The sequence below is a fragment of the Flagellimonas eckloniae genome (assembly GCF_001413955.1).
Taxonomy (GTDB): domain Bacteria; phylum Bacteroidota; class Bacteroidia; order Flavobacteriales; family Flavobacteriaceae; genus Flagellimonas; species Flagellimonas eckloniae.
On record NZ_LCTZ01000002.1, the window covers coordinates 786,997 to 800,346 of the forward strand.

The window sequence follows — 13,350 nt, forward strand, 5'->3', positions numbered from 1 at the left end:
CTGTTAATAGTGGTCAGTCACTACCTTTCTAAGGGTCACTTGGGCGGTCTTCTCGTAGTCATCGTGCCAACCAAAATAATTGCCCGTTTTAAAGTAGTTCCAATGGGCATATCCATTGCCCACATAGTCATACATCAAGGTATAATCAATGTCGATGTCCTTGGCCTCGCAGCTGAGGGCATAGTAGCACTTGCCTCCCTCGACCTTTAGTTTAAAGGTAAATATTTCATTGTCTACCCGGGCGACATCCACTTTGGTATCGAACTGACTTGTCCATAGTTCTCCTTCATCCGGTTTGGTATAATGGTCCAACTGGATCATACCGCTGTTCCATCGTATTTTGACCGTTGCCGGGGATCCTTCAAGTCCGGGTGTTTCCTTGCCATGGATTTGGGCCACAATGGTACGCCCATTTCCTTCCACAAAATCCACATTCAAGGTAGTTTCCAAAATATGTGTGCCTTCATTCATAAACCAATTGTCATTGGTTTCCTGATTGCCCCTCCAAAATTCGCGAAGCTCTGTTCTACAGTATTTATCACCTAGTTCCGAAAGACCAGAAGTGGTAAAACCGGTAAACTTGGTGAATAGGGTATATGTTCCATCTTCGTTTTTATAGAAGTATTCAGATTCATCTGTAGATAAAACATCGTTTTCGATGTCTTCATAAAAAATAGAGGTTGCCTTGCCTTCACCATTATTTATAGGTACTGACAAATACCAGTTTTCCCAAACAATGATATCTTCGCTCGTTTCCTCTTCTTGTTCCTGTTCTTCTTCCTCATTGGTTTCCTCCTCTTGTTCCTCAACATCGGAAATAGGGTCTTCAGGAACTTCAAGCTCCATAGTTTCCGAAGAACTACAGGACAATATAAACAAAATACAAAGTGTAAATAGATGGATGAACTTCATAGCAAAATTGGTTAACCAATTTTCAAATATAGCAATCAAAAGTTACATGGCCCTATTATTTTCGATAAGTTGGGGCTGGTACGGGATAGATTTGTTGCTTTTATTTTTTTTTCTCTACCAGCTCTAGCTGATCCACATTTACATTGGTCATAAACATGCCATAGTTAACAGATGCCTTGTTTTTTTCTAAAGTATCAATGGTTCCAACTGCTTTACCGTCAAACAGTCTAACGCGATCACCAATTTTGAAGACAGGCCTTGGCTTGTTCTGTTCTTTTTGAATGGCCTTTTTCTTTTCAACCTTTTTTTCTTGGCGTACTTTAACTATTTTCTTTTCCAGTTCTTGGGCCACCTGTTTTTTTTGTGCTTGTTTGGCTTTGGTTTGTTTGGCGGAGGTTTTTTTACGCTTACTGTTTTCTGTTTCTACGATACGAAGCAATTCGGAAATTAATGGACGTTTTTTATTATCCAAGAAATACCTTTCTGCAGCTGTATTGACTTTGTCCCCTAGATGAATCATACGTTGGTTATGATCATACAGCTCTTGATAATTCTCAAGCTTGGACTTTATCTTGGCATTGAGTTGTTCCAAGCGTGATGCTTCATCACGGGCCTTGGCTTCTTCATCCTGCAACCTAGAGCCTGTCTGTACCATTTTGGAACGCTCTTTTTGCAGTTTTGCTATTGTCGCATCAAACCTAACCTTACCCCGTTCAATTTTCTTCTTTGCTTTATTGATAAGGGAGTAGGGGATACCATTCTTTTGTGCGACCTCAAATGTAAATGAGCTGCCCGCTTCTCCCAAAATCAATTGAAAGGTAGGTTCCAATGTTTTGGAATTGAAAAGCATATTGGCATTGGTAGCATGCGGTAGTTCATTGGCAAGAGCCTTTAGATTTGCATAATGCGTAGTGATAACTCCGTAAGCCTCTCGCTCATAAAAAACTTCTAAAAATGCTTCAGCAAGTGCACCTCCCAGTTCCGGGTCACTTCCAGTACCAAATTCATCAATCAGGAACAGTGTTTTGTCGTTGCATCGTTTAAGAAATTGATTCATGTTCTTGAGTCGATAGCTATAGGTACTTAAATGATTTTCAATGGATTGATTGTCTCCGATATCCGTTAAAATTTTGTCGAAAAGGCATACCGTACTTCGTTCATGTACTGGAATCAATAAACCGCTCTGCAGCATTACTTGCAGCAATCCAATGGTTTTTAGGGTGATGCTTTTACCACCTGCATTTGGCCCAGAAATAACAATTATCCTGTTTTCTTTATGCAGTTTAATGGTTTGTGGCCAAGTTTTTTCCTTTTTGTATTTGTTGTTTAAATAGAGTAGGGGGTGATAGGCATCCCGCAGAAAGAGTTCCTTTTCATTATTGATTTTTGGGAGCAAAGCGTTCATCTCCGAGGCATATTTTGCTTTAGCCCCAGTGATATCTATATGTGTAAGATAATCTTGGTAGTGTTTTAGTAGATAGCCATACGGCCTGAAGGTATCGGTAAGTTGGTTTAGGATACGTTGTACCTCTTCTTTTTCTTCAAATTCTAAATTATTGAGTTGGCGTACAAAGTTCAAGGTGGTCTCTGGAACAATATAGACTATGCTACCCGTTTTGGAACTTCCCATTACCGTTCCTTTTACTTTTTTACGGTACATTGCTTTTACGGCCAAAACCCTACGGTTTTCAACTACGGATTCCCGAATTTCATCTAAAAACTCAGAGGTTTGATATCGTGTTAGGGCAACTCCGAAGCTTTGGTTGATTTTTCCGCGAACTTCATTGATTTGTACTCGGATTCTTCGCAACTCTTCTGACGCATTGTCCCTTATCTCTCCAAACTTGTCAATAACATTGTCTATTGCGGTTGGAATGAACTCATTGGTCTCGAGCGCATCCACGGTTGCAAACAACAATGGATAGTATTCTTTAAACTTTTTAAAGAATTTTTGATGCAATGAAACCGTTTTGCAAATATTTCCTATTCTTCGAAATCCAGAAATTTCCAAGGTTGTGTTTTCAATGGTAAGCAACTTTAACTCGCTGTTTATAGCATCAAAACCGTGGTTGGGAATTCTGTTGTCATTGGAAAATGAAGCTAGATATTCTGAAGTCTGACCTAAAGTTTCCAACAAAAGACCATTATCGGTGATAGGCATAATCTCTAAAACTACTTCTTTTCCCAACTCAGTGTTACAGCGAGCTGAAACCTGCTCCAATACGGTTGGAAATTCTAAATCTTTAAGTGTTTTGGGATGTATGCTCTGCATGTTCTCTTTCTGGCTGCGCAAAGATAGGGAACTATGGAAAAGTAGAGTGAACTATAGGTTGGTAAGCTTAAAACTCCCTGAAATATTTCGAGACTCTTCATTATAATCCGTAAATGTCACGTCAATCTCGATATTCCAGGAATTGTCACTTATTTTTTCTCCTGAAATTGTTCCTGATGAGATAGGGATACTTCCCCTTATATCACAAAAACAGTATTTGTCAAAAACGGTATTGGCCATTGTTAAATCATCCCCTGACATTGAAAAACTTTCAGCAGTAGCGTCAATTTCGAAAATAATACGTTCTTCATATTCATCATCCGCTACTTGGGGTTCTTCACTGGCTGTAAAGAAGTATTCAAAAACTAAACTTTGCCCTGATTCTATGGTTGCAAACCCATAGCCATCCATCATTGTGGTCACGATGGTTGCATTTTCATAAAACGAATATTCGGTAATCTCAGGGTTATCGTCGTTAAAACAGGATGTAAGGAAAATAAGACACACTCCTAAAAGAACGGTAGGTTTGTACATATTGGATTTTTTGGATAGATGTCCATATTACAAAAGGTTGCTTTTTTAGGCCTTCCGCGGTATTGGTCTGTACATTTTTATTTAAAAATAAACGCCAATCGTTAGCATTATCATGGCTAAAACCCCCAAAAGTGCAACCAAAGGCCAAACAAACTTTAACCATTTATCGTAGCCTACATTGACCAGGGCCAGGGAGGCCAAAATAATACCCGTTGGGTTAATGAACTTAAAAAGCCCTACCCCAAACTGATAAGCATTTACCATGATTTCCCTTCCTATTCCAACACTATCTGCCAAGGGTGACATGATAGGCATTGTTAGCACGGCCATTCCTGAGGAAGAAGGAATGAAAAATGAAAGACCATTATATAAAATGAAAGTCACATTAATAAATACACCTTTATGCATTCCCGCAGTTAGCTCACTGGCATAAAATAATAGGGTGTCACTGACTTGGCCATCTTCCATAAGGACTGTTATTCCTCTTGCAATACCGATTATGAAAGCTACGCTAAGTAAGTCTTTTGCGCCAGACATGAATTCTTGAACAAATTTCTTTTCATTTAATCTTGCTATAACTCCTATAAGCAAAGCTCCCGCAAGAAAAACCGAGGTCATTTCCAAAAACCACCATCCCATTTGAGATACACCGTAAACCATAATGAGAAAACAGCTAGCAAATACGAAAAGTACCAATTTAAGTTTTGATGTGAGTTTTGTAGTGGTGGACAATGAACTGGTGAAAAGATTCTCAATCTCCTTTTTTTGATTGTATATGAGGGATTTTTCAGGGTCTTTTTTTACTCGTTGCGCATAGCGGATAATATAAAAAATACATATAGCCAGACCTAACAATAACATAATCAAACGGCTATTCAAACCCTCAGTCCAATTTATTCCCGCTGCATCAGAAGCAATTATGGTGCTAAAAGGATTAACTGTAGATGCCAAAGTACCAATTGATGAGCCAATATAAATGGATGCAATACATACAATTGCATCATATTTGGCCGCCAAAAAAATTGGAATTAAAATTGGATAAAAGGCGATGGTTTCTTCTTCCAACCCAAAAGTGGTTCCTCCCAAGGCAATCAGAGTGGTCACCATTATTATCAAAATAAACTCTCTTCCTTTCAATTTAAGGGCTAGCCAAGCGATTCCTGCCTCAAATGCTTTGGTAGCATTTACAATACTTATTAAACCACCTATGATCAACACCAATAAAATAATATCAGCAGATTGCATAATTCCCTTCAGCGGAGCTTGGATAAAACCAATAAAACCTTGAGGTTCTCCTTTTAGTTTTTTGTAAGTATCAGGAATACTAATCGGTTTTGAAATTGCCCCTTTTTTGAATTTTTCTATTGGAATTTGAATTCCTAAATCATCAAGCGTTTGTTGGGTAGCTACAAGATTTGAACTTTTTCCATCAGAAATTCTGATAAAGGTATCCATATCACTCTCATAGGATAATCGGTCGTATTGGCCAGCTGGAATAATCCATGTAGAAATGGCAACAACCGCAGCAATAATAAACAAGATAGTATGTGCCGTTGGAAACTTGATTTTTTGGAAAAAGAACATTGGTTGGTTTTGATTTTTAGTTGTATGGTAAGATATTATTTTTAGATTTATCGCAAGAATTAATTACGATTTAATGAAAGTGAATATTGACCCTAGCTGGAAAGCCCATTTACAGCCTGAATTTGAGAAAGACTATTTTAAACAGTTGACACAGTTTGTAAGACAAGAGTATAAACAACACACCTGTTACCCCAAAGGAGGAGATATTTTTGCCGCTTTTGACCATTGCCCTTTTCAGGAAGTAAAAGTTGTTGTTATAGGTCAAGACCCATATCATGGTCCAAATCAGGCCAACGGACTTTGTTTTTCAGTAAAAGATGGTATTCCCCATCCGCCATCATTGGTAAATATATTCAAGGAAATAAAAGTTGATGTAGAAAAACCATACCCCAAGAGTGGCAATTTGGAACGGTGGGCGCAGCAGGGCGTACTGCTTTTAAATGCCACCTTGACTGTGAGGGCACATCAGGCAGGAAGTCACCAAAAGAAGGGCTGGGAGGAATTCACGGATGCCGTAATTAAAATAGTTTCAGAAAAACAGGAAGGTGTTGTCTTTTTGCTTTGGGGAGGATTTGCCAAGAAGAAGATGGTGTTGATTGATAAAACAAAACATCATATACTTACTTCAGGACATCCCTCACCGCTGAGTGCTAACCGAGGACTTTGGTTTGGCAATCAACATTTTAGTAAAACCAATACAATTTTAGCCCAAAAGGGGAGACCGTTGATAAGTTGGTGAATTACTTCTTACTCAATTGTTAATAAAATACAAGTAAATTTGTTACGTTTATATAACATAACCCGTACGAAAATTCTTATATTTTGCGCAAACCAAAATCAGTTTTGTTAGTTGATGATGATGATACAACTAATTTCTTAAATAGATTTTTTGTAAAACAAGTAGATACCAATTTAACCGTCAACACGGCAAGTAATGGCAAGGAGGCCATTGATTTTTTAGAAACCTCTCTGAATGAAGAACATACCCCCTGTTTACTTATTTTAGATACCAATATGCCAATAATGGATGGGTGGGAATTTCTGGATGCCTATGAGGAAAGGCTTAATGAAGAGTTAAGAAAAAACATTGTTGTCATTATGCTAACTGCACTAGACACAGAGGAGACAACAGCTATGGCAATGGCAAACCCAAATGTTACAGATACTGCCCAAAAGCCTCTTTCAGATTTAAAATTTAAGGTATTAATCAAGAAGTATTTTTCTTAGATTACTTAAATCATAAATTCCTGCGGTTTTTTAATACCGTCAATTAGCTTTAAACTAAGAAGTCTTTCTTGAACCTTATCCAAGGTTTCGATTGTCAATTGCTTTTGTCCCCACTCTGTTTTGGTAAGCCAATCTTGAATATCTTCCAATTTTTGCCCATATCTATTTGCCAAGGTTCTATCTATACTTGGAATTGCTTTAAATTCAATGGTATACATATTAATAACCTCCAGAATATGGGTAAGTACATCGGCATGTGTAGTTAAGAATGAATCAGTTGCTGCAATTACAAAGCAAGGCCATGGAGTAGGACAATCTCCTAAGTGTTTAAAGATGCTTTGTTCCACCAAGGGTTTTGTTGTAAAGTGTTCCCACATAAAATAGGCGTTGGAACCGGAACTTAAGTTTTTAACCGCACCATTTAGGTTGTTTATGATTTCAAATTGTAATTGGGTTGTATCCCAGCCTTGATTTTGGGCATTTACATATGCCATTAGATGGCTTCCGCTACCCATTCGGCTAATAGCGGCCTTATCATTTTTCAATTCGGGAATAGATGTACGTGAGCTGTTTGCGGCAACATGAATTCCCCAGAGTAGTGGAGAGGAAACATATTCTTGTACTATTTTAGACGGATTTCCCTGAGAAATACTTTTTACCAAACCTTCTGTAAGGATAATTGCCAAATCCGTTTCGTTTTCCTGTAACAACTGACACATTTTACCAGTCCCTTCAGGAACATCCGTCCATTGTAGTTTTATTCCCCGATCTTCAAAAGCACCTTCCTCTATTGCTAGATGCCAGGGAAGATTAAAATGTTCTGGGACACCAATTATTTTGACAGTTTTCATTCAGCTTTGTTCAGAATTTTATTCATTTATCTTACGTTTTAAATATATAGAAAAGAGTTTGGTTTAGGGCTGGATCAATCTTTTAGGAACTAAGTTTTTCAAGAGTATATTGAATAAGACTGTCGACTGTTTTATTTGCATTGGATGAAAATTCACCTGTAATCCTATTTGCAAGAATGGCATTTAGCGAAACAGCTCGGTGTCCATGCAGTTTGGCCAAACCATATATGCCAGAGGTCTCCATTTCTAGGTTGGTAATCTTCTGATTTTCATAGGTAAAAGCTGTTAACTTGCTATTGAAGTCCAGAATCTTTGGACTCAATCTCAGAGTCCTGCCTTGTGGACCATAAAACCCTGAATTAGTAGCTGTTATGCCTAATCGTATACGATTTGACAGAATTCTATGTTTCAACACTTCATCAGCATCTACTGCATAAGCAACGATATTGTGGGTATCCCAGCCTAAATAGCTATTAAGTTGTGTTTCCAATTTACTATTTCTGACATGTCCAGTATTATAAAAGTGTAAAAGTCCTTCTAAACCAATAGCAGATTGGCTCAATATAAAGGAATCTACAGGAATATCAGCTTGTATGGCACCAGATGTACCAATCCGTATAAAATCTATTTGTGTTTTATTCTCTTTTATCTTTCGGGTGGTAAAGTCTATATTGAAAAGTGCATCCAATTCATTGAAAACAATGTCAACATTGTCCGTTCCTATACCAGTGGAGATAACAGTAATTTTTTTTCCTTTGTAGGTCCCAGTATGTGCTAAGAATTCCCGTTTTCCCTTTCTAATTCCTATGGAATCGAAATACTTTGTTACGGAGTGGACGCGGTCTGGGTCACCCACCGTAATTATGGTAGAGGCAATATCTCCAGGTAAAAGATTAAGATGATAGATGCTTCCATCAGGGTTCAGAATTAATTCTGAGTCACCTAATGCCATTTTAAAGTTTTAAAATACGGTCCGAAGTTGAATTGTATAAGAAGTTATACTTTAAGGAACCACCTAAATATAATTGATTATCACGTATTTGCGAATAATAGTTAGCCTTATTTGCTAAAACTTCTTTACCTTTTTTAGTTAGCTTTACTGGATTAAAAGAACCAAATAGTGGTTTTAAAGAAGTGATAATACGCTCATATTGCGTGTCTCCAAAACCATAATAGCCCTGATCTGACAAAATGCTTCCCAATAGCTCTTTTCTAGATTCTGGTTTTTGATCAACTACAGTAGCTAAAACACGATTTTCCAATTCGTTAAGCCCATTTTTAATTGTTGGGTATCTCTTGAGATGTGTCTTTAAAGCACTTGAGAGGTATTCGAACTGAAAGTTATTGTGTGCAACCAGATTTTCCAAACGAATAGGGTTGTCGCTACAATATAGTTGCCATACATAATCGGCAAATTCAATATCATCTTGAGATAAAACTGTTCTATTCTCATACAAATTCAACAGTTTTTCATCACTTAGTTCATTTAAACCATATAATTTGTCACTTTCATCTTCTTTTCCGCTGCAGATCAATGATATTTCAGCGTGTCTTCTATGGGTTTTTAACCAGCTAAGGACCGCTAACATATTTATTTGGCAAAAAAGATCGTATTCAAACCAAAGTACAATTTGATCTTGTTGCTTATGGTTGCATAGAGACCGGTACTCTTTTAAGGTTTTTTCAACAAACCAAGATTTGGAAACTTTATAATTTTTGTTCAAAAATTCAAACCGGGTCTTCCAAAAGGATTCGCTGCCTACTGCACACAGGGTCTTGCCTTCACAAAGCATTTCCCTCCATGTAATAATATCTCCTTTAAGTTTGAGTGATTGTAGTCTTGACGTGAAATTGTCCCCGTTGGTGATATGCAACAGTGATTTCATTTTCGTTATTGTTTTCGTCGGTTAGGAGGATAAATGTAAGATTTAAACTAAGAACACAAAAATTTTTTCGTAAAACATTGGTTACCAGAGACTGATTTTAACAGCGGATAAAAAAAAAGAGTTCTTTTTAAGAAAAAGTATTACCCGCCTACTCTTTTTACAGAAAATCCACGATCTTTTAAAAAATCCATGATTTTATCCCGATAATCACCTTGAATAATGATCGAATTGTTTTTATAACTGCCTCCAACACTTAAATAGGACTTTAAATCTTTGGCTAATTTTTTAAAATCACTGTCCGCCCCAGTATAGCCTTCAAGAATGGTGACAGGTTTCCCCTTTCGTTTTTCATATTTGCATATAATAGGGGCATCCTGTAGCCAATAGTCAGATTTCTTTTTAGGCGGTTCATTGTCCTGCTGTACATGATCCGGAAATAGATTTTTAAGCTGATCTTGTAAGTCCATGTTACTTTTTTACAAGACCCAATTCTATGAGTCTTTCATTTAAATATTCCCCGGCAGTTATGTCTTCAAACCCTTTTGGGTGTTCTTCATCAATACAATCTTCCAAACAGTTTAGGGGCATTTCACTAACCGGATGCATAAAAAATGGAATAGAATAGCGGGATGTGCCCCAAAGTTCTTTGGGTGGGTTTACCACTTGATGTATGGTTGATTTTAATTTATTATTGGTTAAGCGTGAAAGCATATCGCCAACATTGATCATCAGTTGGTCAGATTCAGCAATTGCATCTACCCATTGATCCTGATGATTTTTCACTTGTAATCCCTTTCCATGCGCACCCATAAGCAGCGTAATCAAGTTAATGTCTCCGTGCGCAGCTGCTCGTACCGCATTTTTAGGTTCTTCTTGAATGGGGGGGTAGTGAATCGGCCTTAATATGGAGTTTCCGTTTTTTATCCAATCATCAAAATAAGTCTCTGTCAATCCAAGATGAAGTGCCAGGGCTCTAAGAACATATTTGGCTGTTTTTTCCAACATTTTATAGGTCTCTTCACCTACTTTATTAAAATTGGGGAGTTCGGAGACTATTACATTGTCAGGGTATTCCGCTTCAAGTCTGGGGTTGTCCTCAACATATTGCCCAAAGTGCCAAAATTCTTTGAGATCTCCTTCTTTTTTCCCCTTTGCATGTTCTTTTCCAAAAGAAGTATAGCCTCTCTGACCGCCAATACCTTCTATTTCGTATCTATCTTTTGATTCCTGTGGGAGTTGGAAGAATTTTTTGATTTCACTGTAAAGTTGCTCCACAAGTTCATCCGATAAAAAATGACCTCTTAAGGCAACGAAGCCAATATCTTCGAACGCAGCTCCTATTTCTTTGATAAACTTTTCTTTTCTTTTCGAATCTTCAGAAACAAAATCCTTTAAATCTACACTTGGAATTGCGCTCATGACATCAATATTAATTTCCAATCAAAAATAATGAATTAACCGGAACGTTTCAGAAATTAAGTGACCTATGGATAGCTTTTTCATTACTTTTATCTCCTCTGAATTTTGACTTTATGCGATATCACATAGGAGATCTGAATCATCAAAAGTTGCTGGACTTGTACGCAGGAATGCTTAAGCCAAGAATGATAGAAGAAAAGATGCTGGTTTTGTTAAGACAAGGCAAAATCTCCAAATGGTTCAGTGGTATAGGTCAAGAGGCCATATCCGTTGGAGTAACCAATGCATTGAAACAAGAGGAATATATTCTGCCCATGCACCGAAATTTAGGTGTATTTACCTCAAGGGGAGTACCTCTTAATAGGCTTTTTGGGCAATGGCAAGGAAAACAAAGCGGGTTTACCCAGGGTAGAGATCGCAGCTTTCATTTTGGCACACAAGAATATAAAATTGTGGGTATGATATCCCATCTTGGCCCTCAATTAGGGGTTGCCGATGGTATTGCACTAGCAGATATGCTCGGAAGAAAGAAGAGAGTTACGGCTGTTTTTACTGGGGAAGGGGCTACCAGTGAAGGGGATTTTCATGAAGCTCTCAACATTGCATCTGTATGGAAACTTCCGGTTATTTTTTGTATCGAAAACAATGGCTATGGTCTTTCCACCCCGACCAATGAGCAGTACAATTGCAAGAATCTTGCCGATAGGGCCAAGGGGTATGGAATGGAATCTCGGATTATTGATGGAAATAATGTTTTAGAGGTCTATTCAAAGGTAAATGAACTATGCAAATCCATTCGAAAAAGGCCAAGGCCTGTGCTGTTGGAATTTCAAACGTTTAGAATGCGTGGGCATGAGGAGGCTAGTGGGACAAAATATGTTCCAGAGAAATTGATGAAAAAGTGGGCAAAAAAGGACCCTATTGCAAACTACGAAGCTTTTTTGCTGAAAGAGAAGCTTATATCCCAAGAAGATATTGAGCGATTAAAAAGCGAAATTACTGAAGAAATCAATTCAAATCTAAAACTTGCCTTTGAAGAACCCGCAATTGACATTATTGAAACTAAAGAATTAAATGATGTATACGAATATTTTGATTATGAACATATTGAATCAAAAGAAAAAATAAAAAACATTCGTTTTGTAGATGCGATTTCCGAGGGTTTGGAACAATCCATGGAGCGTTATAATGAATTGATTCTATTAGGTCAAGATATCGCGGATTATGGGGGTGTTTTTAAAATAACAGAAGGATTTACCTCCAAATTCGGAAAAAGTAGGGTCAGAAATACGCCAATTTGTGAATCGGCAGTAGTTTCCGCAGCAATGGGGCTCTCAATAAATGGGATGAAAGCTGTAATGGAGATGCAGTTTGCGGATTTTGCGACCTCTGGTTTTAATCCAATTGTAAATTATTTGGCAAAAGTACATTACAGATGGGGTGAAAAAGCGGACGTTGTTATTAGAATGCCCTGCGGGGGAGGCGTTGGAGCAGGACCGTTTCATTCCCAGACCAATGAAGCTTGGTTTACAAAGACTCCAGGGCTCAAGGTGGTCTATCCTGCCTTTCCATATGATGCAAAAGGATTGTTGAACACTGCAATAAGCGACCCCAACCCAGTACTGTTTTTTGAGCATAAAGGATTATATAGAAGCGTCTATGGAGATGTGCCAGTAGACTACTATACCCTACCTTTTGGAAAAGCCAGTCTGGTAAGCACGGGAAATTCATTGTCGGTGGTCACCTATGGAGCTGGAGTGTATTGGGCTTTGGAAATTTTGGAAAAACATAAAGAAATTGATGCGGATCTTATAGATTTGCAAACACTTCAACCTCTCGATATAGAAACTGTTTACACCTCGGTGAAAAAAACAGGAAAACTAATTATTTTACAAGAAGATACATTGTTTGGTGGTATTGCCAGCGATATTTCAGCAATGGTTATGGAGCAATGCTTTGAACACTTGGATGCACCTGTAATGAGGGTTGGTAGTTTGGAAACACCAGTGCCTTTTGCTAAGGGACTCGAGGAGAATTACCTGCCCAAGCAGAGATTTGAAACACGTTTATTGGAACTCTTTGCCTATTGAATGTATCATTTAAGGATAATTTAACATATCCATATGAACAATATGGTGTCTCAATCGTATATACTTAAACTTATAACCTAAATTTCTTATGGTAAAACAAACATTTTTATTTGTGGCATTATCATCGTTTATGATGATGTCATGCTCGGTTTCCAAAAATGCCAAGGCCCAGCGAAATCTTCTTAGTGGCACTTGGAGTTTGAACAATGTTTCTTATGAAAACAATACAGGTAATTTCAAGTCCGTAATTTTTAATGATGCAGAAGATATTTGTTTTGAAGGGAGCGATTGGTTCTTCAGGGATAATAACAGTACTGGGAGATACACAATTTCTTCAAGTACCCTTTGTCAGGGTGGAGATCGTTTCTTTAGATGGTCTGTGGTAGAACCATCTCAAAACTACAGCAGTCAATTACAGTTTAAATTTATTGATGAGAAACGCAAGGATATCTCAGGAGGTTTTGGATACCGCTTAACCATTGCTGCGATAAATGAGCAGGCAATGACACTTAAATCCAATGTAACAGTCGACGGAGAACTTGTTACAATAGTTTATGAATTCACAAAAAAATAAC

At 37.7% G+C, this 13,350-nt stretch carries 13 protein-coding genes; 4 read left to right on the top strand and 9 right to left on the bottom strand.

All coding sequences use genetic code 11. From position 1 onward, the window contains the following. Positions 1–3 precede the first annotated feature (3 nt). The 4 genes from AAY42_RS03420 to AAY42_RS03435 all read right to left on the bottom strand — a co-directional run bounded on the left by AAY42_RS03420 (position 4) and on the right by AAY42_RS03435 (position 5,302). Positions 4–912 (bottom strand): polysaccharide lyase family 7 protein, encoded by a 909-nt coding sequence (locus AAY42_RS03420; RefSeq protein ID WP_082433310.1) that lies wholly within the window; start codon positions 910–912, stop codon positions 4–6. Between the two features lie 100 nt (positions 913–1,012). Then, positions 1,013–3,184, bottom strand: a complete 2,172-nt coding sequence (locus AAY42_RS03425; protein ID WP_055392600.1) for an endonuclease MutS2 — start codon at positions 3,182–3,184, stop codon at positions 1,013–1,015. 51 nt (positions 3,185–3,235) lie between these two features. Further along, positions 3,236–3,718 (bottom strand): hypothetical protein, encoded by a 483-nt coding sequence (locus AAY42_RS03430; RefSeq protein ID WP_055392601.1) that lies wholly within the window; start codon positions 3,716–3,718, stop codon positions 3,236–3,238. A gap of 81 nt (positions 3,719–3,799) precedes the next feature. Continuing rightward, positions 3,800–5,302 carry a YfcC family protein gene (locus tag AAY42_RS03435; RefSeq protein WP_055392602.1) on the bottom strand — a complete coding sequence of 501 codons (1,503 nt, stop codon included), beginning with the start codon at positions 5,300–5,302 and terminating at the stop codon, positions 3,800–3,802. 73 nt (positions 5,303–5,375) lie between these two features. On the opposite strand from AAY42_RS03435, the gene AAY42_RS03440 reads away from it, so the two are divergent. Together AAY42_RS03440 and AAY42_RS03445 are read left to right on the top strand one after the other, a co-directional pair. Further along, positions 5,376–6,041 carry a uracil-DNA glycosylase gene (locus AAY42_RS03440; RefSeq protein ID WP_055392603.1) on the top strand — a complete coding sequence of 222 codons (666 nt, stop codon included), beginning with the start codon at positions 5,376–5,378 and terminating at the stop codon, positions 6,039–6,041. Positions 6,042–6,124: 83 nt separating this feature from the next. After that, positions 6,125–6,529 carry a response regulator gene (locus AAY42_RS03445; protein WP_175288716.1) on the top strand — a complete coding sequence of 135 codons (405 nt, stop codon included), beginning with the start codon at positions 6,125–6,127 and terminating at the stop codon, positions 6,527–6,529. A 5-nt stretch (positions 6,530–6,534) separates the two neighbouring features. Here the strand turns inward: AAY42_RS03445 and AAY42_RS03450 are convergent, their stop codons facing one another. The 5 genes from AAY42_RS03450 to AAY42_RS03470 all read right to left on the bottom strand — a co-directional run bounded on the left by AAY42_RS03450 (position 6,535) and on the right by AAY42_RS03470 (position 10,685). Continuing rightward, on the bottom strand, positions 6,535–7,380 hold the full coding sequence (locus AAY42_RS03450; protein WP_055392605.1) for a substrate-binding domain-containing protein: 846 nt from the start codon (positions 7,378–7,380) through the stop codon (positions 6,535–6,537). Between the two features lie 82 nt (positions 7,381–7,462). Continuing rightward, a complete protein-coding gene (locus AAY42_RS03455; protein ID WP_055392606.1) occupies positions 7,463–8,332 on the bottom strand; it encodes a nucleoside phosphorylase in 870 nt (289 codons plus the stop codon). Between the two features lies 1 nt (position 8,333). After that, a complete protein-coding gene (locus AAY42_RS03460; RefSeq protein ID WP_055392607.1) occupies positions 8,334–9,266 on the bottom strand; it encodes a DUF1835 domain-containing protein in 933 nt (310 codons plus the stop codon). Positions 9,267–9,406: 140 nt separating this feature from the next. Continuing rightward, positions 9,407–9,733 (bottom strand): translation initiation factor, encoded by a 327-nt coding sequence (locus AAY42_RS03465; RefSeq protein ID WP_055392608.1) that lies wholly within the window; start codon positions 9,731–9,733, stop codon positions 9,407–9,409. A 1-nt stretch (position 9,734) separates the two neighbouring features. Then, positions 9,735–10,685: an isopenicillin N synthase family dioxygenase gene (locus tag AAY42_RS03470; RefSeq protein ID WP_055392609.1), complete on the bottom strand. Its 951-nt coding sequence runs from the start codon at positions 10,683–10,685 to the stop codon at positions 9,735–9,737. Positions 10,686–10,798: 113 nt separating this feature from the next. Here AAY42_RS03470 and AAY42_RS03475 point away from each other — a divergent pair, with 113 nt between their 5' ends. After that, positions 10,799–12,775: an alpha-ketoacid dehydrogenase subunit alpha/beta gene (locus AAY42_RS03475; RefSeq protein WP_055392610.1), complete on the top strand. Its 1,977-nt coding sequence runs from the start codon at positions 10,799–10,801 to the stop codon at positions 12,773–12,775. Positions 12,776–12,887: 112 nt separating this feature from the next. Then, positions 12,888–13,349, top strand: coding sequence for a lipocalin family protein (locus AAY42_RS03480; RefSeq protein WP_245625583.1), 462 nt, complete (start codon positions 12,888–12,890; stop codon positions 13,347–13,349). The last annotated feature ends 1 nt before the right edge of the window (position 13,350 follow it).